Origin of the sequence: Stenotrophomonas sp. Pemsol, from assembly GCF_003586545.1 — a bacterium.
GTDB classification, from domain to species: Bacteria; Pseudomonadota; Gammaproteobacteria; order Xanthomonadales; family Xanthomonadaceae; genus Stenotrophomonas; species Stenotrophomonas sepilia.
The window spans coordinates 1,599,798-1,623,236 of the sequence record NZ_CP025780.1 but is presented as its reverse complement, the minus strand read 5'-3'; the positions used below and the strand labels follow the sequence as shown (position 1 = coordinate 1,623,236).

Here is a 23,439-nt window from a genome sequence, read left to right as displayed (position 1 = left end):
GGTGGGGCGGTGTGGGTTGGCAGGACCGTTGGCGCCATGGATGGCGCCATCGAGCCCCCATGGACGGGTTTACGGCGTGTCCTGCCAACCCACACCGCCCCGCCATCCAACGGAATGCCCGCTGTTGCTGTTGCTGTTGCTCGGCCTCTGCGGGTGCAGGGCTGCAAGCCCTGCCGAACACCCCCTACTTCCGCGGCAGGTAAGTCACCAGGGAAAGGTCGTGCCGGCTCTCCGGCACCAGCGCCACGTACTGCAGGTCCAGCAATCCCCGCGTGGGATGGTTGAGCTTCTTCGCACCTTCATCGAACCGCCGCACGTCGTGCTCCGGCCACCACCGTCGGAACGCCTCGCTGTGCGCGGCGATGTCCTCCACCAGCGCCAGGAACGGCGCCTTGTCCGGCGCCTGTGCCATCGCCGCGCGGAAGCCGGCCAGCAGGCCGCGGGTCATTTCTTCCCAGTTGAGGATCAGCGTGCGGTACGGCGGGTACAGGAACATCAGCCGCAGCGTGTTGCGCTCATGCGGCGCCAGCTGGCTGTAGTCCACGAACAGATCGGCGATGGCCGGGTTCCAGGCCAGGATATCGAACCGGGTGTTGCGCACATAGGCCGGGATCGGCTGCATCGCTTCGACCAGCTGGCGCAGGCCGTCGGTCACGCTCTCGTCCGGCGATTCCAGCGGTACGCCATAGCCGGACAGCGCGAATGCATAGGCGCGTTCGTCGTCGCTCATGCGCAGCACCTTGGCCAGGCGCTCGAGCACTTCGGGCGAGGCACGCACTTCGCGGCCCTGCTCGATCCAGGTGTACCAGCTGACACTGACCCCGATGGCCAGCGCCACTTCCTCGCGCTTCAGGCCCGGGGTGCGCCGCCGCCCGGCCGGAAGGCCGAGCGTGGCGGGGTCGACACGGGCGCGGCAGGCCTTCAGGAAGCTACCGAGTTCCTTGCGTTCACTTTCGCTGCGCATCATCGCCCTCCGTTGCGGAAGGCGATGATATCCGCGCAGGCGCGTCGATCAGGCATCGGCGCGCTTGGAGCCCACGGCCAAACCGGCCTTCAGGCTGGCCTCGACGAACTCGTCCAGGTCGCCGTCCAGCACCTTCTGCGTATCCGAACGCTCGATGCCGGTACGCAGGTCCTTGATACGGCTCTGGTCCAGCACGTAGTTGCGGATCTGGCTGCCCCAGCCGATGTCGGACTTGGTGGCTTCCACCGCGTCCTTCTCGGCGTTGCGCTTCTGGATCTCCAGTTCATACAGCTTGGCGGCCAGCATCTTCATCGCGTTGTCGCGGTTCTGGTGCTGGCTGCGGCCGGTCTGGCACGCCACAACGATGTTGGTCGGGATGTGGGTGATACGCACCGCCGACTCGGTCTTGTTCACGTGCTGGCCACCGGCACCGGACGAGCGGTACACGTCGGTACGCAGGTCGGCCGGGTTGATGGTGATGTCGATGTTGTCATCGATTTCCGGCGACACGAACACCGAGGTGAAGCTGGTGTGGCGGCGGTTGTCCGAGTCGAACGGCGACTTGCGCACCAGGCGGTGCACGCCGGTCTCGGTCTTCAGCCAGCCATAGGCATAGTCGCCTTCCACGCGCAGCGTGGCCGACTTGATGCCGGCGACGTCGCCACCGGAGACTTCCATCAGCTCGGTCTTCCAGCCGCGCGATTCGCACCAGCGCAGGTACATGCGCAGCAGGATCTCGGCCCAGTCCTGGGCTTCGGTACCACCGGCACCGGCCTGGATGTCGACGAACGCCGCCGCATTGTCCATTTCGCCGGAGAACATGCGCTGGAACTCCAGCTTCTCCACGTGCGCCTGGTGCTTGTCGAGGTCGGCGACCACCGCCAGTGCGGTCTCCTCGTCCTGCTCGGACTCGGCCAGCTCCAGCAGTTCAGTGGCGTCGTTCAGGCCATCGAGCACCGAGGCGATCCCGCCCACGGTCTTTTCCAGGCTGGAACGCTCGCGGCCCAGGTTCTGGGCGTACTCGGCGTTGTTCCAGACGTCGGGGCTTTCCAGCTCCCGCGTTACTTCTTCAAGACGCTCTTTCTTGGCGTCGTAGTCAAAGATACCCCCGAAGCGACAGCACGCGATCGGTCAGATCGGTGATGCGCTGGCGGACAGGATTCAGTTCGATCATGTCGGCGGTTATGCATTCAAAAGATGACCGGTAATGATACCGCAGGCCGTGGGTGCCCGGAATGAGGGCCTGGGCCTGCGCCGGGGAGGCTCGAGCGTGATGTGTCGGCGCTGCATTCAGGCAGGCGGTACCCGCCTTGGCGCGGGGAGCCAGCCAGGCTGCAGCCGACCCCACACAGGGCCTCCTTGCCCCAGAGCGGCGTCGACGAGGGTCTTCCTTGGCCCACCCTCGGACGGCCATTTGGGGCAGTTGACTATTTAACCTCGAACTCGCCCACCAGCACGGTCTCGGCACGGTCCTTCAGTCGCATCGTCACCATCTGATCCTTCTGCTTGGCCGTGCCCCAATGAGTGGTCAGACGCAGCATCAGTGTCGTCGCGCCGGTGACCAGTTGCTGGCGGCTGCCAAAGTAGTTCGCCTCCACCTTGTACTTGCCCGGCTTGGCGTTGCGCAGCGAGAACTGTTCGGGGCCATAGCCGCCGGTGAAGTCCTGCGACATCTGCCCGCCCTGGTAGGTCAGCCGGTTGCCGTAGTAGGCGCGCTCGCCGTTCGGGTCGGTTACCCACAGGTCCATGTCGCTGTTGTCGGCGTCCCACGACAGCACCACGCGCAGGTCCAGCGGCATCGCCTGCAACAGGCGCGGGTCGATGCCGGTGGTATCCAGCCGGGGCGTGCTGCCGGCCACCAGGTTGGTCAGCTCATCCAGCGCGATCAGGGCGATGCCATCGAAGCGGCTGTCCCACGGCCGCACCACCACCTGGTACAGCGGCGCCAGTGCCTGCTGTGGCTTGCCGGCCGCTGCCAGCGCCAGGCCCAGGTCGCGGAAGCTCTGCGGTTCTTCCTGGCCCATCGCCAGCACCTGCTCGAACACCGGCACCGCCAGCGCGGGGGCATCGGCCTGCATCAGCCGATAGCCGAGCACGCGCAGCAGGTGGCGATTGTCCAGGTCCATCTCGGCCAGGTTCGACAACACACGCAGCGCCAGGTCGCGCTGACCCTGCGCCAGCAGCAGGTCGGCCACATCAAGGAAGAAGGCGCTGCTGTCGGCGTGGGCATCGCGCTCGGCCAGGTAGCGGTCATACAGTTGCGACGGCGGGCCCTGGCGCAGGCGCCGGGCGATGGCCGAGTCTGGCTGCCAGGCCGCCAGCTGGATGCCGAGCTCGCCCTCGTTGGCGGCAGCGGGCGCAGCGACACGGCCACCCGTGACCGTGATTGAATCCAGGGCCTTGTTCGATGCAGGCGCCGAGCGACGTGCACGCGCGCTGCTGGCTTCCATGCGCTGCTCGGCGGCGGCCATCGGGGCCGGGGCGGGCGGTGCCGCAGGGGCCGGCGCGGCGAGCATCGCCACCGGCGCCGATTCCATCGCGTAGTCCGCGGAGGCGACTTCCAGTGCCCCGCCCTTCGGCTGCGGCGGCATTCCCTTCGGCCAGCTACGGTTCCACCACTGCTGGCGCTCCTTCCAGCGGGCGGCCACTTCATCCAGGCGCTGGCGATCCCCAGCGGCGCGATCCCTGACCTGCACTGCAAACCTGGCGTCGTACTCCGCGCGCAGCGTGCCCGAAGGACGGATCGCATAGCGCAGGTAGTCCTCCAACGTCTCCAGCACGATCAGCGAGGTATCCGGCCCCACCAGGCCAAACCGTTGTGACAGGCGCTGCATCGCCTCGCGGTTGCCACGACGGTCGGCGGCCAGCTGCTGCAGGCGCGCCTGCGCCCACAAACCGGCCAGCAGTTCACCGTCCTTGCTCTTCTGCGTCGCTGGCAGCGCTTCCCACTCGCCGTCGCCCACGCGCACCCGCATCGGCACACCGTCGGCTGCCAGTCGTGCGTGCAGCCACAGCCAGCCGTGGGCTTCACTGCGGCGATCGATCACTACATCCTGCACGCCGCGTCCCGCATCGACCTGCACATCCATCGGCGACGCCAGCAACGCGTGCGCCGCCGCATCGACATCCTTGCCCAGCGCGATGAAGCGACCGCCATGCGCCTCACTCCAACCACGCAGTCGCACGGCATCGGTGCGCGCACCGGCACTGCTGACCGCAAACAGGCGCTGATCGGGTGCCATCGCCGGTAGCTGTTCCGGGCCATAGGTCAGCAGGCCATCGCTGACCAGCAGGTATTCCTTCACGCCCGGCTGCGGCTGCCACTGTGCCAGCGCGCTGGCACCGTCCGGGCGCACGGCCTGCAGGGCTGCGCGCAGTTCACTCCAGTTGCCGGCGCGGATGCGGAAGCGACGCACCGGCTCGGCGCGATCGCGCAGCACGGTCAAGGCCACGGTGCCGTCGCGCAGCGCAGCGAAATAGCGATCCAGCAGGGCGAACTCACGTGTGTGATCGCGCTGGCCCGCCGAACCGGAGCCATCCCACAGCAGGCCGATTTCGCTCGGCAGTTTGCGCGGCGTGCTGCTGGCCGCCACCGGCAGCTGCGCCAGCACATAGTGGCCATCCTGCCAGGGCGCCACCTGCACCTGTGCCTGGCGGGTCGCCGGCAGATCCCACTGCAGCTGCTTCGGCAGCTGCGCCCCCTTGCCCTGCCACTGCAGCTGGCCCGCGCTGATGCGGAATGGCGCCGTACCTGCGGTGGTCGTGCCAGGTGCCTGCAGTTTCAGTTCAACCGAGGCTGCACCGGCGGCAAACTGCAGCGGCAGCGTCCACTGCCAGCCTTGGCCGGCGAAGGCCAACGGCTCGCGAATCACCAGCTGCACGCGCCGGCTGCCGCCGGCCGGCAGCGGATAGATGCGCAGGCGGAACTGGTTGCCGGCGGTCTGTTCCAGCAGGCCCGGGTCAACGCCGCGGCGGGCAATCTCCTCGAACACCTGGCGGCCGCGGTCCTTCGGCACCGGCACCGCGTCACGCATCTCGCCGTTGATATCCAGCGCGAAGCCGCTGATCTGCTGGCCATCGGCCAAGGGGAACTGCAGCTCACCCTCCAGCACGCGCCGGTTCGGGTTGTGGAACTCCAGGATGATCCGGGTCTGGGCGATGCCCGCCTGGACCCCGCCCTCGATGCGGGCGTGTCGCAGTTGGACCGCCTGCTCAGCCGCCGGTGCGATCAGCAGCGGCGTGGCGGCCTGCGGCCGGGAGATCGGCGGCGACTGCGCGCCAGCGGGCCAGGCCGCAAGGGCCAACAACAACACAGTGCAGCAACGGGCGAAGACCATGACCGGACTCCAGTGGGATCGTGGACCTTTGAACGCACCAGCAACCGTAATGGGGTTGGCGCCTGTGCTCGCATCGACACACGCCCCTCCAACCAGCACCATGGAAGTCCTCGCCACACAGGGATGCACCATGCGCCCGTTGATTGCCTTGATCCTGCTGGTCCTGGCCGGCGCCGCCGCCGCTGGCAGCGTGAAAGGGGTGCGCTTCGCCCACTACGACTGGATGCTGGCCTGCGACAACACCCGTACCTGCCGCGCCGCCGGCTACCAGGACGATGTCGGCGGCAACTTGCCGGTGTCGGTGCTGCTGACTCGCAAGGGCGGACCCGGCCAGCCGGTCAGCGCCGAACTGATGCTGGGCCAGTACAACGAGGTCAAGCTGCCGACACAGCTGTCGCTGCAGATCAACGGCAAGGATCTGGGCGCGCTGTCGTTGACCGCAGACACGGCGACACTGTCTACAGCGCAGACCAAGGCACTCCTGGCCTCGCTGGTGCGCAGCAGCCGCATCGTGGCGGTCGGCAACGATGGCCAGCGCTGGACGCTGTCCGATCGTGGCGCCTCGGCGGTGCTTCTGAAGATGGACGAATTTCAGGGCCGGCTGGAGACTCCCGGCGCGCTGATGCGCAAGGGGTCGCGCGCCGAAGCCTCAGTTCCTCCCGCACTTCCGGTGCCTACGCTGGTTCTGGCGCCATTGGTGGCGGCACGAGCCACCGATGCCCCACTGGAACACTCACCCGCACTGCGCGCGGCGCTGGCCGCGGCCAACCCGGGCGGCGACTGCGTCGCACTGACACCCGAAGGCCTGCCGATGGTGGACGGCCCGCAGGAGCTGCGCGTGTCCCGGCTGGGGAGGACTTCCCTACTGGTGTCTACGCTCTGCTGGCGTGGCGCCTACAACGAAGGCATCGGCTACTGGGTGGTGAACGATGCACCGCCCTTCAAGGCCACGCTGGTGACCGCATCGGGCGGCGATGACGATGGTCGGGTAATCAGTTCGGCGCACAAAGGCCGCGGCTTAGGCGATTGCTGGTCCACCGCGAGTTGGGGCTGGGACGGGCGCCGCTTTGTGCAGACCGATGAATCCACCTCCGGCCTGTGCCGGCTGGTCGCGGCTGGGGGTGCATGGCACATGCCGACGCTGGTGACCGAGGTGACGCCCTGAGCTTGGCCAGTTGATTGGATCCACGCATAGCGCGCCGCCCACGACCCCCGCTCGCGAAACGGCGCTCAAACCGGCAGGCAGTGCTCCACGATCAGCTGGATGGCGCTGCCGCCGCGATAGTCGTCGCAGGCCAGCCGGTAGGCGAGGTGCACGTGTCGGCCGGGCGCATTGCCGTGCCAGCCGCCGAAGTGGATCGCGTTGATCGTGCCAGGCACGCCCGGCAGGCGCAGTTCCAGCTTCAGGTGGCGCTCCTTCAGCACGCGCCAGTTGGCCACTTCGAAGTGGCCGTCGAACAGGGGTTCGGGGAAGCCCTGGCCCCATGGGCCGGCCAACCGCAGCGCATCGGCGTGGCGATGATCAAGCTCGTCCGCGGCCAGTTCGCCGTCGCTGAGCACCTGCTGCTGCAGTGCCGCCGGGTCGAGCATTTCCAGCACCACGGCGACGAAGGCGGCCTTGAAGTCATCAACGTGGTCAAGCCGCAGGCTGAGGCCGGCCGCCATGGCGTGACCGCCGAAGCGGTCGATCAGGCCCGGATGGCGCGCATCGACCAGCGCCAGCGCGTCACGGATGTGCAGCCCGGGAATCGAGCGCGCAGAGCCACGCAGCGTGTCGGCGCCCGGTTCGGCCGGAGCGAAGGCGATCACCGGACGATGCAGGCGATCCTTCATCTTCGAAGCGACCAGGCCGACCACACCGGGATGCCAGTCGGCATCAAACAGGCAGGCGGCCACCGGCCGTTGCCCGGCCATGTCCAGCACCACGCGGGTCAGGGCCTGCTCGGCATCGTCGGTCATCGACTGCTGCACGGCGCGGCGTTCTGCGTTGATCTGCTCCAGCGTCTGCGCGATCTCGCGCGCCTGGCGCGGATCTTCGGTGAGCAGCAGCGCGATGCCCAGCGCCATGTCTTCCAGCCGGCCCGCCGCGTTCAGGCGTGGGCCGAGTGCGAAGCCGATGTCGGTGGCGGTCAGTCGCGCGGCATCCCGGCCACTGGCTTCGATCAGTGCACGCAGGCCCACACAGCCCCGCCCTGCGCGCAGACGGCGCAGGCCTGCGCTGACCAGCGCACGGTTGTTCGGGTCCAGCGCTACCAGGTCCGCAACGGTGCCCACCGCCACCAGATCCAGCAGCGTGGTCAGGTCCGGCCCCTTGCCATCTGCGAAGACGCCGGCCTCGCGCATATGCCGGCGCAGCGCCATCAGCACATAGAAGATCACACCAACACCGGCCAGCGATTTGCTGGGGAAGGCATCGCCATCCAGGTTGGGATCGACGATCACGTCGGCCGGCGGCAGCTGCGGCCCCGGCAGATGGTGGTCGGTGACCAGCACCTGCCAGCCGCGCGCCTTGGCCGCGGTGACACCGGCATGGCAGGCAATACCGTGGTCGACCGTGACCAGCAGGTCCGGCTGCAGCGCGGCCAACTCTTCCACCAGCGACGGCGACAGGCCGTAGCCATGCACCATGCGGTTCGGCACCGCGTGGAAGACGTGTTGCGCGCCGAGCATGCGCAGGCCACGCACGCCGACCGCACAGGCGGTGGCGCCATCGCAATCGAAATCGCCGACCACCAGGATGCGCTTGTCGTTGGCGATGGCTTCGATCAGCAGGCCCACTGCATCATCGATACCGGTCAGCAGCTCGGGCGCGTGTAGGCTGCCCAGTTTCGGCAGCGCCAGCTCTGGCGTTCCCGCACCACGGCTGGCATAGAGTCGGGCCAGCAATGGCAGCGTGCCCTCTGGCCAGCTGCCGGGCACGACCGCGTCGCGGCGGCGGATCAGCGGTGTATCAGAGGGCGGCTGCGCACCATCGGCGGCAAGGGACATCGGCATCGCCGGTTGCGAAAGACCCGCACATCATAACGTGCACCGCTCCCCCGGTCGGCTGCCGCTGCTGACGAGGCAACTTGGCTCTTCGGCCAGCAGCATTTGGATTTCACGACCGCATCTTCCATGCTTGCCTGCCCTGGAACGGACTTCCATCCATGACCCGCACCCTGCTGACCGCGCTGATGGCACTCACCGTGGCCCCGGCCGCCCACTCCGCGACGCCTGAGCCCAGGCCCGGGGTCGAATTCGAACACAACGACTGGTCGCTGGCCTGTGACAACACCCGCACCTGCCGCGCCGCCGGCTACAGTCCGGAAGAACCCGGCAACCTGCTCAGCCTGATGCTTGAGCGCGCCGGCGGCCCGGGTGCGAAGGTGATCGCGCGGCTGCGCAATGGCGAGGATGGCGAAAGCCCGACGCCGACCGGGGCACTGCGCCTGCGCCTGAACGGCAAGGACCTGGGCCCGGTGCGCGACACCGGCGACGGGGACAAAGTGTTGTTGCAGCAGGCACAGACCGATGCACTGGTCGCCGCACTGCCGCGCCAGGCACGCATCGAGATCATCGACGGCAAGGGCAAGGCCTGGCCGATCTCCGACCGCGGTGCAGCGGCCGTACTGCTGAAGATGGACGAGGCACAGGGCCGGCTGGGCACCCCCGGTGCGCTGGTGCGGCGTGGCGACAAGCCCGAAGCAGGCGTGCCTGCGGCGTTGCCGGTGCCAGTGATCGTGCGCGGCACGCTGGTGGCACCGCGCGCCTCGGACGCGGCACTGGCGAAAGCACCGGGCCTGCGCAAGGCACTGATCGCCAGCCTGCCCAAGCCGGATGAGTGCGGCCGCCTGAGCGAGGGCGGGACGGATGAGATCGAGATCCAGCGACTGGACGCCCAACATGTGCTGGCAAGCACCGGCTGCTTCGTGGGTGCCTACAACTTCAGCAGCGGCTACTGGGTAGTGCAGGACAAGCCGCCGTACGAAGCACGCTTCGTCACCTCCGATGCAGAAGACTTCGATCGCGACGACGCTACGTTGAGAGGTCGCTTCCGTGGGCGCGGCGTCGGTGACTGCTTCTCCGGCCACGACTGGGCTTGGGATGGCGCGCGATTCGTGAAGAGCAGCGAGTTCACCACCGGGCAGTGCCGGGGCGTTGCGGGTGGGCACTGGACGCTGCCGACGGTGGTCAGCGAGGTCCGTTGAGGCGCCGCTACCTGCGGTAGTGCCGACCGCTGGCCGGCAACCCCGACAAACCCTGGGGGTCAGAGCCGTTTTCCGATGGAAAACGGATCCGACCCCGGTCAGTCGTGCAGCTGGCGCGGCTTCTTCCAGAACTGCCAGCGCTGGCCACGGTCCAGCTGGAACTGCAGGCCGTCCTCGAAGTCCAGTACCAGCCGCTGCAGTTCGCCACGCTTGAGCGCGGCCAGCAGCGGCCGGATCGCATCATTGCCGAGCTGCTGCAAAGAGCGCAGCTGGCGCAGGTCGACCAGCGCATCCACCGCCTGCTCGCCATCCACGGCCACACCAGCCGCCAGGGCCAGGCCCTGCAGCAGCGCGTCCCGGCTGCGCACCTGCGCGTGCGGCGTGCTGACCGACACCGGCATCACGCCACCGCCCCAGAACCACAGCGAATTGATCGGCTGTTGTCCCTGTGCGGCACGCTGCTGGTTCCAGGAATGGTTGTGCAGCAGCACCTGCGCCTCGGTCATCAGCGCCCGCCAGCGACGACCGCCCTCGCCTTCGGGCAGATGCGAGAACAGGTCATCGCCGAGGACCTCGTCGGGGCTGTCGAAGTCCGGCAGCTCGCTGTCGATCGGCAGCCGCAGGTACCAGCGCGAGGGATCGGGTGCGTCGAGCACGAAGCCGGCATCGGCGAACAATGGCTGCAGCACCGGCAGCAACGCGAGGCTGTCGGCCAGCGTCGGCCGCAGTGTTTCGCCGTAGGCCATCATCCGCGCGCCGTGCATGTCCGGCACCATGCAGGCCGGATCGGCACGCAGCCAGCTGGCGCCGGCGGCATCGCCGACGTCGCGCTGGCGGGTCAACGCGGCCACCGGCCAGTGCGGCGCGGCAACCGAGAAATGGCGTGTCAGCTGCGCGCGCTCGCCCGGCACGACCTGCACCGTCGTGGCACGGCCGAGCGCGCGTGCCACATCGTCCGGCAGCGCAGCCGCGGCAAAGCGGCTGCGTGCAGGCAACAGCAGGGTCGCCGTCGCCACGCGGTCAGTCCACGTAGCTGACGCTGACGATCTCGTACTCGCGCTGGCCGGCCGGGGCGTCGATCACGATCGAATCGCCTTCCAGCTTGCCGATCATCGCCCGCGCCACCGGCGAGGAAATCGCGATCAGGCCCAGCTTGATGTCCGCTTCCAGGTCACCGACGATCTGGTACTTCTTCTCTTCGTCGGTTTCCACGTCGGCCAGCGTCACGCTGGCGCCGAACACCACCTTGGAGCCGGCATTGAGCTTGCTCACGTCGATGATCTCGGCGTGCGACAGCTCGCCCTCCAGCTGCTTGATGCGGCCTTCGATGAAGCCCTGTTCCTCGCGCGCGGCGTGGTACTCGGCATTCTCCTTCAGGTCACCGTGCTCACGCGCTTCGGCGATGGCGGCGATGACCTTCGGGCGCTTGACCGACTTCAGGTGATCCAGTTCGTCGCGCAGCTTCTGCGCGCCCTTCATGGTGATGGGGGCTCTCATGCATTCAACTCCTTGTGCAGCTCCTGCAGCGACCAGACGGGGCCGGTGCCGCGGAATTCCAGTGAATCCACCAGCGCCTTGGCGCCGGCAATGGTGGTCGAGTAGGTGACGCGATGCTGCAGCGCCTCGCGGCGGATCGAGAACGAGTCGTTGATCGCCGAACGACCTTCGGTCGTATTGACGATGTAGACGATCTCGCCGTTCTTGATCGAGTCGACGATGTGCGGACGGCCTTCGACCACCTTGTTGATGATCTCGCAGTCCATGCCGTGCTGCTGCAGCCACGCGGCGGTGCCACGGGTGGCGACCAGGCTGTAGCCACGCGCCAGCAGCGCCTTGGCCACCGGCAGCACGCGCTTCTTGTCCGGGTCGCGGACCGAGACGAAGGCCTTGCCGACCGGCGGTGCCTTGATGCCACCGGCTTCCTGCGCACGCGCAAAGGCGGCGTTGAAGGTGCGGCCGACGCCCATCACCTCGCCGGTGGAGCGCATCTCCGGCCCGAGGATCGGATCGACGCCCTGGAACTTGGCGAACGGGAAGATCGCTTCCTTCACCGAGTAGTAGTCCGGCACGATTTCCTTGGTCGCGCCCTGCTCGGCCAGGCTCTTGCCAGCCATGCAACGGGCGGCGATCTTCGCCAGCGCCATGCCGGTGGCCTTGGACACGAACGGCACGGTGCGCGAGGCACGCGGGTTCACTTCCAGCAGGTAGATGGTGTCGGCACCCTCGTCGCTGGTCTGGATCGCGAACTGGGTGTTCATCAGGCCGACCACGTTCAGGGCCTTGGCCAGCTCCACCACCTGGCGGCGCAGTTCGGCCTGGGTTTCAGCCGACAGCGAGTACGGCGGCAGCGAGCACGAGGAATCGCCCGAGTGCACGCCAGCTTCTTCGATGTGCTCCATCACGCCACCGATCAGGACGTTGCCATCCTTGTCGGCGATGATGTCGACGTCGCACTCGACAGCATTGTCGAGGAAGCGGTCCAGCAGCACCGGCGAATCGTTGGACACCTTCACAGCGTCGCGCACGTAACGGGCCAGGTCGGCTTCGCCGTAGACGATTTCCATGGCACGGCCGCCCAGCACGTAGCTCGGGCGCACCACCAGCGGGTAGCCGATCTCGCGGGCCAGCAGCAGGGCTTCCTGATCATTGCGGGCGATGCGGTTCGGCGGCTGCTTCAGGCCCAGCTTGTCCACCAGCTGCTGGAAGCGCTCGCGGTCTTCGGCCAGGTCGATCGAGTCCGGGCTGGTGCCGATCACCGGCACGCCGTTGGCTTCCAGCGCGCGCGCCAGCTTCAGCGGGGTCTGGCCGCCGTACTGCACGATCACGCCCTTCGGCTGTTCCAGTTCGACGATTTCCAGCACGTCTTCCAGGGTCAGCGGCTCGAAGTACAGGCGGTCGGAGGTGTCGTAGTCGGTCGACACGGTTTCCGGGTTGCAGTTGACCATGATGGTTTCATAGCCATCCTCGCGCAGCGCCAGTGCCGCGTGCACGCAGCAATAGTCGAACTCGATGCCCTGGCCGATGCGGTTCGGGCCACCACCCAGGATCATGATCTTATCGCGGTTGCTCGGCGCAGCCTCGCACTCGTCCTCGTAGGTCGAGTACAGGTAGGCGGTACCGGTGGAGAACTCACCGGCACAGGAGTCCACGCGCTTGTAGACCGGGCGCACCTTGTGCGCACGACGCAGCGCGCGGATGGCGGCTTCGTTGGTGCCGGTCAGCTGCGCCAGGCGCGCGTCGGAGAAGCCAGCGCGCTTCAGCTTGCGCAGGCGTGCGGCATCCAGCGCATCGATGCCGCCGGCAGCGACTTCGGCTTCGGCCGCGATGATTTCCTCGATCTGGTCCAGGAACCAGTGATCGATGAACGACAGTGCGTAGATCTCTTCCACGCTCATGCCGGCGCGGAACGCATCGGCGACGAAGAACAGGCGCTCCGGGCCCGGCGCCTTCAGCTCGCGACGCAGGGTCTGCAGGTCGTCTTCGTTGCCCAGGTCCAGGCCGGTCGGGTCGAAGCCGACCTTGCCGGTTTCCAGGCCACGCAGGGCCTTCTGCACCGACTCCTGGAAGGTGCGGCCCATCGCCATCACCTCGCCCACCGACTTCATCTGGGTGGTCAGGCGGGCATCGGCGGCCGGGAACTTCTCGAAGGCGAAGCGCGGGATCTTGGTGACGACGTAGTCGATGGACGGCTCGAACGAGGCCGGGGTCAGGCCGCCGGTGATTTCGTTCTTCAGTTCGTCCAGGGTGTAGCCCACGGCCAGCTTGGCGGCGACCTTGGCGATCGGGAAGCCGGTGGCCTTGGAAGCCAGCGCCGAGGAACGCGACACGCGCGGGTTCATCTCGATGACGACCACGCGGCCGGTCTTCGGGTTGATGCCGAACTGCACGTTCGAGCCACCGGTATCGACGCCGATCTTGCGCAGCACGGCGATGGAGGCATCGCGCAGGCGCTGGTATTCCTTGTCGGTCAAGGTCTGGGCCGGGGCCACGGTGATCGAGTCACCGGTGTGCACGCCCATCGGGTCCAGGTTTTCGATCGAGCAGACGATGATGCAGTTGTCCGCGGTATCGCGGACCACTTCCATCTCGAATTCCTTCCAGCCCAGCACCGACTCTTCCACCAGCACTTCGGTGGTCGGCGACAGTTCCAGGCCGCGGCTGACGATCTCGACCAGCTCTTCGCGGTTGTAGGCGATGCCGCCACCGCTGCCGCCCAGGGTGAAGCTGGGGCGGATGATGGTCGGATAGCCGACGCGGGTCTGGATTTCCAGCGCTTCGTCCAGGGTGTGGGCGACGGCGGCAGTCGGGCACTCCAGGCCGATCTCACCCATGGCCACGCGGAACAGCTCGCGGTCTTCGGCCATGCGGATCGCTTCGCGCTTGGCGCCGATCAGTTCGACGTTGTACTTCTCCAGCACGCCGTTGTCGGCCAGGTCCAGCGCGCAGTTCAGCGCGGTCTGGCCACCCATGGTCGGCAGCAGCGCATCGGGCTTTTCCTTGGCGATGATCTTCTCGACCGTCTGCCAGTTGATCGGCTCGATGTAGACGGCGTCGGCCATCTCCGGGTCGGTCATGATCGTGGCGGGGTTGCTGTTGACCAGCACCACGCGGTAACCCTCGTCACGCAGGGCCTTGCAGGCCTGGGCGCCGGAGTAGTCGAACTCGCAGGCCTGGCCGATGACGATCGGGCCAGCACCGATGATGAGGATGGTCTTGAGGTCAGTGCGCTTGGGCATTTTCTTCTCTAAGTCAGTACAGCGTGACAAGGGGGGTGATCGCACGCTGTCGATCAGGAATCTTGATCCGCAGCGCCGCGCCGGGGGCAGCAGCGATGCGGGGTTTACGGTCCATCGCGACGCCACCGGCAGGCCGGCGGCGTACTGATCACGCCTTGGCCTGCTCCATCAGCACCACGAAGCGGTCGAACAGCGGGCCGACGTCGTGCGGGCCCGGCGACGCTTCCGGATGGCCCTGGAACGAGAACGCCGGCACGTCGGTGCGGGCGACGCCCTGGTTGGTGCCGTCGAACAGCGAACGGTGGGTCACGCGCAGGGTCGGCGGCAGGGTTGCTTCATCGATCGCGAAACCGTGGTTCTGCGAGGTGATCATCACCCGCCCGCTGTCCAGGTCCTGCACCGGGTGGTTGGCACCGTGGTGGCCGTGGCCCATCTTCATGGTCTGCGCGCCCGAGGCCAGGCCCAGCAGCTGGTGGCCCAGGCAGATGCCGAAGGTCGGGATCTTCACGTCGATGAAGGTCTTGATCGCTTCGATGGCGTAGTCGCACGGTTCCGGGTCACCCGGGCCGTTGGACAGGAACACGCCGTCCGGCTTCAGTGCCAGCACCTCGGCGGCCGGGGTCTGCGCCGGCACCACGGTCACTTCGCAGCCGCGCTCGGCCAGCATGCGCAGGATGTTGGTCTTCACGCCGAAGTCGTAGGCCACGACCTTGTACTTGGCCGGCACGCTGACGAAGGCGTTGGCATCCAGGTCCAGCTGGCCCTCGGTCCAGGTGTAGGTCTTCTCGGTAGTGACGACCTTGGCCAGATCCATGCCCTTCAGCCCCGGGAACTTGCGGGCGGCTTCCAGTGCCTTTTCCACGTCGATGTCGCCGGCCATCAGCGCACCGTTCTGCGCACCCTTCTCGCGCAGAATGCGGGTCAGCTTGCGGGTGTCGATGCCGGCGATGGCAACCACGCCACGCTGGATCAGCCAGTCCTGCAGCGACACCTGGCTGCGCCAGTTGCTGGGGCGGCGCGGAACGTCGCGCACGATCAGGCCGGCCGACCACACCTTGGACGCTTCGTCGTCCTGGTCGGTCATGCCGGTGTTGCCGATATGCGGATAGGTCAGCGTGACCATCTGCCGGGCGTAGGACGGGTCGGTCAACACTTCCTGATAGCCGGTCATGGCGGTGTTGAACACCACTTCACCGACGGACAGGCCGGGCGCGCCTACGGATTCGCCCTCGAATACGGTGCCGTCTTCGAGGACGAGGATTGCGGCTTGGGTCACGGGAATCTCACTTTGGCTACCGAGGGGGCTGCCGAAGTCACGCCTGCGCTTCACGGAAATCCGGTTGCAAAAAAGCGCGGACGTACGGTCTGGGACCGGTCCGGCTTTCGTGATTCGGCGAGTGCGAATTGTAGCGCTGCCGGGGCGCTCACGCCAGCGGTTATCGCGCATTGTGAACAGGCGATTGCGCATTCATTTCAATCCGGCGGCGTATGCGGGCCGGAGGCGGGGTCGGATCCATTCCCGAATGGGAAAGGCTCTGACCCCAGGCGCCCTCGGATGGGGTCAGAGCCCTCTCCGCTGGAAAGGGATCCAGCCCCAGGAATCAGCCCGCCTTACTGCAGCAGGTCCCGCACCCGGTAGCTGCCCGGGGCCCGGCCCTGCAGCTGGCGGGCGGCAAACAGGGCGCCGCGGGCGAAGATGTCGCGATTGGTGGCCCGGTGTACCAGCTCGATGCGCTCGCCCAGCCCGGTGAACTGCACCAGATGCTCGCCTACGATGTCGCCGGCGCGCAGGCTGGCGTAGTGCGGCTCCGCCCCGCCCCGCTGCGCGGCCGCGCCCAGGGTCAATGCAGTGCCCGATGGCGCGTCCTTCTTCTGGGTGTGGTGCGATTCGACGATGTCGCAGTCCCAGCCGGCCAGCGCCTGCGCCGCGCGCTCCACCAGTTCGTCCAGTACCGCCACGCCCAGGCTGAAGTTCGAGGCCCATACCAGCGGGATCTTCGCCGCTGCCGCATCCAACGCCTGGCGCTGCGTGCTGGAAATGCCGGTGGTACCCGACACCAGCCCTGCCCCGCGATCCACGCACAGCGCCAGCAGCGGGTCGAAGCCCTCCGGCAGGCTGAAGTCAATGGCCACGTCGAACACCGGCGCACCGGGCAGTTCGCTGGCCGCGAAGAACGGCACACCGTCGACTACGCGCTGGGCCGGCGCGCGACCGGTCACGGCGGCCACGATCTGCAGGGTTTCGGAATGTTCGGCGGCCAGCCGCAGCAGGGCTTGGCCCATGCGCCCGGAGGCACCGTGAATGAGCAATCGCAGGGGAGTCTGGTTCATGCCTGCAGGCTAGCGGCAGCACGCCCGCTCCGGCAAGCGCCATCGCTGCGATGCTGCATGCCTCTGCGGTGACGGGTTTGCCACTGGACGCGGCAACGCTCCCCTTCAAGTCTGTGGCCCTTCCCTCAGCCCGGGCAAAACCCCATGAAATCCTCGACCGTCTTCAGCAAATGCGCCAGGAAGACCGGTTATGCCGGGACGTCGACCACGCGCTACCGCTTGCTGGATGCCGCCCTGCTTGTCGTTAATCACCAGCGCGCCAGCGAAAGCCGGGGCTTCTATGTGAATGCTGGACTCTACTTTCCAGAGCTGCTCGCGTATCCCCTCGCGCCTGACGATCTTGAAACGGCTTTCCGGTACCGCTCCAGCATTCCCACGCCCCATGTCGACTGGCGGATCGAAGAAACGCCAGGCCTGCGCCGGACCTTCATCCAGCAGGACCTTGAAGATCTGCTGGAGGCCGGCAACCGCGACGCGTTGAAGGCCCTGCTGCTCGATGCCCTGGCCGACGTGGCGGGTTTCGCAGCAGCCCATGGAAACCGCGAATCGGTGCGGCGATTGAATCAGGACGGGAACTTCCGCGCGATCATCCGCAGAGAGGTCTGAACCCTGGAAAGCGTGCGGGTCGAAAGTTCGCACCCTCCGGACAGCCGCGGTCCAGCATGGCTGGACGCTACTTCTTGGTCGGCCCGCAGCTGTCGCACCCCCCACAGGCACCGCCACCACCGCTGGCCGGCGGCGCGATCTTCCGCCCCAGCGCCTGCAGCCAGGCCGCGCGACCCGGCTTCAGCAGGGCCAGCGCCAAGGCCCCGCGCAGCGTGCGCACGGTACCCGGGAACTGCTTCTTCAGTACCACCCAGGCACTGACCAGCACGGCCACCGCGATGATCAGGTACTGGATCAGCAGCCCGGTCTCCATCAGCCGCCTCCCAGCGCCTTGGTCACCTGATAGGTGATCAGCGCGGCCACGTAAGCCGCGGCAAACAGGTAGAACGCGGCAAAGCCCATCTGCTTCCACGAGTTGGTCTCGCGCTTGATGGTCGCCAGCGTCGAGATGCACATCGGGGCGTAGATGTACCAGACCAGCAGCGACAGGGCCGTGGCCAGCGACCAGCCATCGCTGATCAGCGGGGTCAGCGCCTGGCTGGCGGCATCGTCATCGGCGGCCGACAGCGCATACACGGTGGCCAGCGACGACACCGCCACCTCACGCGCGGCCAGGCCCGGGATCAGCGCGATGCAGATCTGCCAGTTGAAGCCCAGCGGTGCGAAGAACACCGCCATCGCATGGCCGATCCGGCCGGCGTAGCTGTAGTCGATGGCCGGCATCGTGGCATCGGCCGGGGCCGCCGGGAACGACAGCAGCACCCACAGCAGGATGGTCAGCGCCAGGATGATGCCGCCGACACGCTTGAGGAAGATCATGCCGCGCTCATACAGGCCGACCGCCAGGTCACGCACATGTGGCAGGCGGTACGACGGCAGCTCCAGCATCAGCGGATGCTCGCTCTTGTCGCGGCGCCACTTCTTCATGATCCAGGACATCGCCAGCGCACTGAGGATGCCGGCGGCGTACAGGCCGAACAGGACCAGGCCCTGCTGGTTGAACACCCCCCACACCGTCTTCTGCGGAATGAACGCACCGATCAGCAGGGCGTACACCGGCAGGCGCGCCGAGCAGGTCATCAGCGGTGCGACCAGGATGGTGGCCAGGCGGTCACGCGGGTCCTGGATGCTGCGCGTAGACATGATGCCCGGCACCGCGCAGGCGAAGCTGGACAGCAGCGGGATGAACGAGCGGCCGGACAGGCCGGCGGCGGCCATCATGCGGTCGAGCAGGAACGCCGCACGTGGCAGGTAGCCGGATTCCTCCAGCACCAGGATGAAGAAGAACAGGATCAGGATCTGCGGCAGGAACACCACCACGCCACCGACGCCGGCGATGATGCCATCGGTCAGCAGGCTGGCCAGCGGACCCTCCGGCAACACGCTGCCAACGAGAGCACCGAGCCAGGCGAAGCCAGCCTCGATGCCATCCATCAACGGCGTCGCCCAGGCGTACACCGCCTGGAAGATCAGGAACATCACCACTGCAAGGCTGATCAGCCCGAACACCGGGTGCAGCAGCCAGCGGTCCAGCGCGTCGTCGATCTTCGCGGTCCGCGCCGGCATCCGCACGGCGACCGACAGGATCTCGCGCACCTTGGCGTGGTAGTCGATGCCACCTTCCGGGCCCAGCACCGGTGCATCCAGGTGCGGCACCATCGCATCGAGGCGTTCGACCAGGGCCTTGGCACCCTGCTTGCGCACCGCTACGGTCTCCACCACCGGTACGCCCAGCTCGCGCTCCAGCGCGGCCACGTCCACCTGGATGCCACGGCGCTGGGCCGCATCGACCATGTTCAGGGCGACCACCATCGGCTTGCCCAGCTCACGCAGCTCCAGCGCGAAGCGCAGGTGCAGGCGCAGGTTGGTGGCGTCGATCACGCACAGCAGCACGTCCGGCGCAGCTTCGCCCGGGTAGAAGCCCCGGCACAGGTCACGGGTGATCGCCTCATCCAGGCTGGCCGGATGCAGGCTGTAGGCACCCGGCAGGTCGAGCACGGCGAATTCGCGGCCGGACGGCGCGCGCAGGCGACCTTCCTTGCGCTCTACGGTGACGCCGGTGTAGTTGGCGACCTTCTGCCGGCTGCCGGTCAGCTGGTTGAACAGCGCGGTCTTGCCGCTGTTGGGGTTCCCGACCAGCGCGATGCGCAGCGGTGAGGCGGAGACAGTGGCGGTCATGCACGTCGTTCCTGGCTGGCAGCGTCGACCACGACGCGCTTGGCTTCACTGATCCGCAGCGCGAACCGGGTGAACCCGACCTGCACCAGCAGCGGCTCGCCCCCCACCGGGCCCTTGGCCACCAAGCGTACTTCCTCGCCATTCACGAAACCCAGCTCGCGCAGGCGACGGGCAATGGCATCGTTGGCATGCAGGTCCTGCACGGACTCGACCACGGCCGAGGTGTGCAGCGGCAGTTCGGACAGCGTCATCTAGCGTGTTCTCTGCTGGATGTAAATGGTTCTCGATTCTAACATTCCCGCGTCGCGTCATGGCCCATGACCAATGGCCCGCTATGATCCATACAGGTATGGAGTGACCCTGGAATCCCATGAACGATGCTTTGCAGATCGAGCGCCGTGGCGCTGTCCTCACCCTCTGGCTGAACCGGCCGGAGCTGCACAACGCCTTTGACGCCAGCCTGATCGCCCGGCTGACTGCCGCACTGGAAGCCGCCGGCGGCGATGATTCGGTCCGGGCCGTGGTGGTCGCCGGTCACGGCGCTTCCTTCTCGGCCGGTGCCGACATGCAGTGGATGCGCGGCATGGCCGCCGCCAGCGAGGCCGACAACCGCGAGGACTCGCTGGCCCTGGCGCGGCTGATGCGCACCCTGGACGAGCTGCCCAAGCCGACCCTGGCCCGGGTCCATGGCGCCGCCTTCGGGGGCGGCGTCGGCCTGGTCGCCTGCTGCGACATCGCCATCGCCAGCACCTCGGCCCGCTTCGGCCTGACCGAAAGCCGCCTCGGCCTGCTGCCGGCGGTGATCTCGCCCTACGTGATCGAGGCCATCGGCCCGCGCCAGGCGCGGCGCTGGTTCGCCACCGGCGAGCACTTCGATGCCGACACCGCGCTGCGCATCGGCCTGGTCCACCAGCTGGTCGAGCCCGAACGCCTGGACGAAGCCCTGGAACGCCAGCTGGCCCTGCTCGACAAGGCCGGCCCGATCGCCTCGTCCACCGCCAAGCAGCTGGTGCGGCAGGTCCGCGACAGCCATGACCGCGACGCGCTGGATCGGGATAATGCCGCCCTGATCGCGCGCCTGCGGGTGTCCGCCGAGGGCCAGGAAGGCCTGGGCGCCTTCCTCGACAAGCGCGCCCCCCACTGGGTCACGGAAGCCTGAACATGCTCGATCATCTTGGTTTGACCAGCGCCGACCTGGCGCGCAGCAGGACCTTCTTCCTGCAGGCACTGGCGCCGCTGCAGATCGACGTCGTGATGGAAGTGAGCGCCGAAGAAACCGGTGACCACGACCACATCGGCTTCGGCAGCGACGGCAAGCCGTTCTTCTGGCTCGGCAATGGCGGCACCACCAGTCACGGCGTGCACGTGGCCTTTGCCTGCACCCGCCGCGCGCAGGTGGACGCCTTCCACGCCGCCGCTCTCGCCGCCGGTGGCCGCGACAACGGCGCCCCGGGCCTGCGCCCGTGGTACCACCCGGATTACTACGCCGCCTTCGTGCTCGACCCGGACGGCAACAACATCGAAGCGGTCTGCCACCGTCCGTCCGATGGGGCAGCCGCATGAGCGATTACGTCCGCATCGTCGAGGTCGGCCCGCGTGATGGGCTGCAGAACGAAAAGCAGTCGGTGTCCACCGCCGACAAGATCGAACTGATCAACCGCCTGTCGGCCACCGGCCTGCGCAGCATCGAGGCGACCAGTTTCGTCAGCCCGAAGTGGATCCCGCAACTGGCCGACGCCGCCGAGGTCTATGCCGGCATCCAGCGCCGGCCGGGCGTGCACTACCCGGTACTGGTGCCGAACGAACAGGGCTACGACCGCGCCCGTGCGGTGGGCGTGGAGGAAGTGGCGGTGTTCACCGCCGCCTCCGAGGCCTTCAACCGTACCAATACCAATGCCGGCATCGACGAATCGCTGGCCCGGTTCGAGCCGATCCTGCGCCGCGCCGCCGCCGATGGCGTGCGCGTGCGCGGCTATGTCTCCACCGCACTCGGCTGCCCCTACCAGGGCGAGGTGCCGCTGGCCGACGTGGTGCGGGTGGCGCGCGCCCTGCACCAGATGGGTTGTTACGAAATCTCACTGGGCGACACCATCGGCGTCGGCACCCCGCGCAAGGCACGGGCGATGCTGCAGGCGGTTGCCGCCGAGATTCCGATGACGGCACTGGCCGTGCACTTCCACGACACCTACGGCCAGGCCATCGCCAACATCGCCACCTGCCTGGAAGAAGGCGTGCGCGTGGTCGACAGCGCGGTCTCCGGCGCCGGTGGCTGCCCGTATGCCAAGGGCGCCAGCGGCAACGTCGCCAGCGAGGATGTGGTCTATCTGCTGCAGGGCCTGGGCCTGGACAGCGGCGTGGACCTGCCGGCACTGGCCGAGACCGGCCGCTGGCTGGCCGGCCTGCTCGGCCGTGCCACCGCCAGCCGCACCGGACAGGCGCTCGCAGCGGCCGGCTGAGCACCCCGCTGCGCCGCTCCTGCCGGGGCGGCGCAGTGCACAACGGCGACGGTCGCCGCTTCCGTTAGAATCGGCGGTTCTCGAACCTGCAGGACCGTTCAATGCAGCTGTCTTCCGTACGTGCCGTGATCACTGGCGGCGTCTCCGGCCTCGGCCTGGCCGTGGCCCAGCACCTCGTCGCCCAGGGCGGCAAGGTGGCCCTGTTCGACCTCAACGATGACAAGGGCGCTGCCGCCGTCGCCGGACTGGGTGCCGACAAGGCCCGCTATTTCAACGTCAACGTCAGCGATGAAGCGGCGGTTGCAACGGCCATCGACCAGGCCCACGAATTCCTCGGCGGCCTGAACGTGGCGATGAACTGTGCCGGCATCCTCGGCGCCGGCCGCGTGCTGGGCAAGGAAGGCCCAATGCCGCTGGCCGGCTTCCAGGGCACGGTGATGGTCAACCTGGTCGGCAGCTTCAACGTGGCCAAGGCCGCGGCCAACCGCATGCAGCACAACGAGGCCGGCACCGACGGCGAGCGCGGCGTCATCATCAACACCGCCAGCATCGCTGCCTATGAAGGCCAGATCGGCCAGGCCGCCTATGCCGCCAGCAAGGGCGGCGTGGTCTCGATGACGCTGCCGATGGCGCGCGAACTGTCGCGCTTCGGCATCCGCGTCAATACCATCGCCCCGGGCGTGTTCTGGACGCCGATGGTCGATGGCATGCCCGAAGCCGTGCAGCAGTCGCTGGCCGCCTCGATCCCGTTCCCGTCGCGCCTGGGCAAGCCGGAAGACTTCGCCAGCCTGGTCGGCTTCATCCTTGGCAACACCTACCTCAACGGCGAGACCATCCGCCTGGACGGCGCTACCCGCCTCGCTCCGAAGTGATTCCCCCGGGCGCCGGGACGGCGCCCTCCCCCAACGACCTAGATCACCATGAAAGCCAACGACATCAAGAAGGGCAACGTCGTCGAGTACAACAACGGCGTGTACCAGATCCGCGACATCGAGCGCAGCTCGCCGCAGGGTCGCGGCGGCAACGTCCGCTTCCGCTTCATCATGTACAGCGTGCCGGGCGGCAACAAGCTCGACGCCAGCTTCGATGCCGACGACAACCTGGTCGAGGTCGAACTGCTGCGCCGCCAGTCCACCTATTCGTACAGGGACGGCGATGCCTTCGTGTTCCTGGATGACGAGGACTACACCCCGTACACCCTGGATGCGGACGTGATCGGCGATGACGCCGGTTACATCACCGACGGCCTGACCGGCATCTACGTGCAGGTGATCGACGAGCAGCCGGTGGCGATCCAGCTGCCGGCCTCCGTGGTGCTGGAAGTGATCGAGACGCCGCCGGAACTGAAGGGTGGCACCGCCACCAAGCGCCCGAAGCCGGCCAAGCTCAACACCGGCATCGAGATCATGGTGCCGGAGTACATCGTCAATGGCGAGCGCGTGCTGGTGAACACCGCCACCGGCGAATTCGCCGGCCGTGCCGACTAAGCACCCTGCGCCGATCGCCTGCCGATCGCTGCCTGCGGCAAGTTCGCCGCAGGCAGCAAGCAGCGCATCGCTGACAGTAGTTGTGTAGAGCCGAGCCCGTGCTCGGCTGCGGTGGGTTGGACAGGTACTGCAGCCGAGCGTGGGCTCGGCTCTACAG

The 23,439-nt window shown here is 67.6% G+C and carries 20 protein-coding genes; 8 read left to right on the top strand and 12 right to left on the bottom strand.

Going from position 1 to position 23,439, the window contains the following annotated elements; genetic code table 11:
* Positions 1 to 184: 184 nt before the first annotated feature.
* The 3 genes from PEM_RS07530 to PEM_RS07520 all read right to left on the bottom strand — a co-directional run bounded on the left by PEM_RS07530 (position 185) and on the right by PEM_RS07520 (position 5,301).
* A complete protein-coding gene (locus PEM_RS07530) occupies positions 185 to 967 on the bottom strand; it encodes a helix-turn-helix transcriptional regulator (protein ID WP_065177619.1) in 783 nt (260 codons plus the stop codon).
* A 45-nt stretch (positions 968 to 1,012) separates the two neighbouring features.
* A protein-coding gene (gene prfB / locus PEM_RS07525) for a peptide chain release factor 2 (protein WP_111008336.1) occupies positions 1,013 to 2,138 on the bottom strand; the annotation gives its coding sequence in 2 pieces (ribosomal slippage) (positions 1,013 to 2,062 and positions 2,064 to 2,138; 1,125 coding nt in all).
* A gap of 253 nt (positions 2,139 to 2,391) precedes the next feature.
* Entirely contained in the window at positions 2,392 to 5,301 is a 2,910-nt protein-coding gene (locus PEM_RS07520) for a VIT domain-containing protein (RefSeq protein WP_111129383.1), read from the bottom strand.
* Positions 5,302 to 5,431: 130 nt separating this feature from the next.
* Here PEM_RS07520 and PEM_RS07515 point away from each other — a divergent pair, with 130 nt between their 5' ends.
* On the top strand, positions 5,432 to 6,466 hold the full coding sequence (locus tag PEM_RS07515) for a DUF1176 domain-containing protein (protein ID WP_069138635.1): 1,035 nt from the start codon (positions 5,432 to 5,434) through the stop codon (positions 6,464 to 6,466).
* Between the two features lie 65 nt (positions 6,467 to 6,531).
* Here the strand turns inward: PEM_RS07515 and recJ are convergent, their stop codons facing one another.
* Positions 6,532 to 8,289 carry a single-stranded-DNA-specific exonuclease RecJ gene (recJ, locus tag PEM_RS07510; RefSeq protein ID WP_111129406.1) on the bottom strand — a complete coding sequence of 586 codons (1,758 nt, stop codon included), beginning with the start codon at positions 8,287 to 8,289 and terminating at the stop codon, positions 6,532 to 6,534.
* A 158-nt stretch (positions 8,290 to 8,447) separates the two neighbouring features.
* On the opposite strand from recJ, the gene PEM_RS07505 reads away from it, so the two are divergent.
* Positions 8,448 to 9,488, top strand: coding sequence for a DUF1176 domain-containing protein (locus PEM_RS07505; protein ID WP_111129385.1), 1,041 nt, complete (start codon positions 8,448 to 8,450; stop codon positions 9,486 to 9,488).
* A gap of 98 nt (positions 9,489 to 9,586) precedes the next feature.
* On the opposite strand, the gene PEM_RS07500 is transcribed toward PEM_RS07505, so the two are convergent.
* The 5 genes from PEM_RS07500 to PEM_RS07480 form a co-directional block, all read right to left on the bottom strand.
* Positions 9,587 to 10,504, bottom strand: a complete 918-nt coding sequence (locus PEM_RS07500; protein ID WP_065184938.1) for a phosphoglycerate mutase — start codon at positions 10,502 to 10,504, stop codon at positions 9,587 to 9,589.
* Positions 10,505 to 10,508: 4 nt separating this feature from the next.
* Positions 10,509 to 10,973 carry a transcription elongation factor GreA gene (greA, locus tag PEM_RS07495; RefSeq protein ID WP_026347191.1) on the bottom strand — a complete coding sequence of 155 codons (465 nt, stop codon included), beginning with the start codon at positions 10,971 to 10,973 and terminating at the stop codon, positions 10,509 to 10,511.
* Positions 10,974 to 10,981: 8 nt separating this feature from the next.
* On the bottom strand, positions 10,982 to 14,224 hold the full coding sequence (gene carB, locus PEM_RS07490; RefSeq protein ID WP_111129386.1) for a carbamoyl-phosphate synthase large subunit: 3,243 nt from the start codon (positions 14,222 to 14,224) through the stop codon (positions 10,982 to 10,984).
* A gap of 148 nt (positions 14,225 to 14,372) precedes the next feature.
* On the bottom strand, positions 14,373 to 15,500 hold the full coding sequence (gene carA / locus PEM_RS07485; protein WP_005416375.1) for a glutamine-hydrolyzing carbamoyl-phosphate synthase small subunit: 1,128 nt from the start codon (positions 15,498 to 15,500) through the stop codon (positions 14,373 to 14,375).
* A 335-nt stretch (positions 15,501 to 15,835) separates the two neighbouring features.
* Positions 15,836 to 16,507, bottom strand: a complete 672-nt coding sequence (locus tag PEM_RS07480) for a dihydrodipicolinate reductase C-terminal domain-containing protein (protein ID WP_053501072.1) — start codon at positions 16,505 to 16,507, stop codon at positions 15,836 to 15,838.
* A gap of 192 nt (positions 16,508 to 16,699) precedes the next feature.
* On the opposite strand from PEM_RS07480, the gene PEM_RS07475 reads away from it, so the two are divergent.
* Positions 16,700 to 17,161, top strand: coding sequence for a DUF4304 domain-containing protein (locus PEM_RS07475; RefSeq protein ID WP_072168998.1), 462 nt, complete (start codon positions 16,700 to 16,702; stop codon positions 17,159 to 17,161).
* Between the two features lie 67 nt (positions 17,162 to 17,228).
* Here the strand turns inward: PEM_RS07475 and PEM_RS07470 are convergent, their stop codons facing one another.
* From PEM_RS07470 to PEM_RS07460, 3 genes are read right to left on the bottom strand one after another with little or no spacing between them, the layout of a single operon-like run.
* Positions 17,229 to 17,474: a DUF6587 family protein gene (locus PEM_RS07470; RefSeq protein WP_111129393.1), complete on the bottom strand. Its 246-nt coding sequence runs from the start codon at positions 17,472 to 17,474 to the stop codon at positions 17,229 to 17,231.
* Positions 17,474 to 19,339, bottom strand: a complete 1,866-nt coding sequence (locus PEM_RS07465) for a ferrous iron transporter B (RefSeq protein WP_111129395.1) — start codon at positions 19,337 to 19,339, stop codon at positions 17,474 to 17,476. Before PEM_RS07465 ends, PEM_RS07470 begins: the two co-directional genes overlap by 1 nt.
* Positions 19,336 to 19,590: a FeoA family protein gene (locus PEM_RS07460; RefSeq protein WP_005416370.1), complete on the bottom strand. Its 255-nt coding sequence runs from the start codon at positions 19,588 to 19,590 to the stop codon at positions 19,336 to 19,338. Before PEM_RS07460 ends, PEM_RS07465 begins: the two co-directional genes overlap by 4 nt.
* Before the next feature lie 119 nt (positions 19,591 to 19,709).
* Here PEM_RS07460 and PEM_RS07455 point away from each other — a divergent pair, with 119 nt between their 5' ends.
* The 5 genes from PEM_RS07455 (at position 19,710) to yeiP (ending at position 23,282) form a co-directional block, all read left to right on the top strand.
* Entirely contained in the window at positions 19,710 to 20,498 is a 789-nt protein-coding gene (locus PEM_RS07455) for an enoyl-CoA hydratase/isomerase family protein (RefSeq protein WP_005416369.1), read from the top strand.
* Between the two features lie 2 nt (positions 20,499 to 20,500).
* Positions 20,501 to 20,902, top strand: coding sequence for a VOC family protein (locus PEM_RS07450; RefSeq protein ID WP_095378822.1), 402 nt, complete (start codon positions 20,501 to 20,503; stop codon positions 20,900 to 20,902).
* On the top strand, positions 20,899 to 21,795 hold the full coding sequence (locus PEM_RS07445) for a hydroxymethylglutaryl-CoA lyase (RefSeq protein ID WP_095378819.1): 897 nt from the start codon (positions 20,899 to 20,901) through the stop codon (positions 21,793 to 21,795). Before PEM_RS07450 ends, PEM_RS07445 begins: the two co-directional genes overlap by 4 nt.
* 101 nt (positions 21,796 to 21,896) lie before the next feature.
* Positions 21,897 to 22,667, top strand: a complete 771-nt coding sequence (locus tag PEM_RS07440; protein WP_049396115.1) for an SDR family oxidoreductase — start codon at positions 21,897 to 21,899, stop codon at positions 22,665 to 22,667.
* Between the two features lie 48 nt (positions 22,668 to 22,715).
* On the top strand, positions 22,716 to 23,282 hold the full coding sequence (yeiP, locus tag PEM_RS07435; RefSeq protein WP_049440079.1) for an elongation factor P-like protein YeiP: 567 nt from the start codon (positions 22,716 to 22,718) through the stop codon (positions 23,280 to 23,282).
* Positions 23,283 to 23,439: the final 157 nt, after the last annotated feature.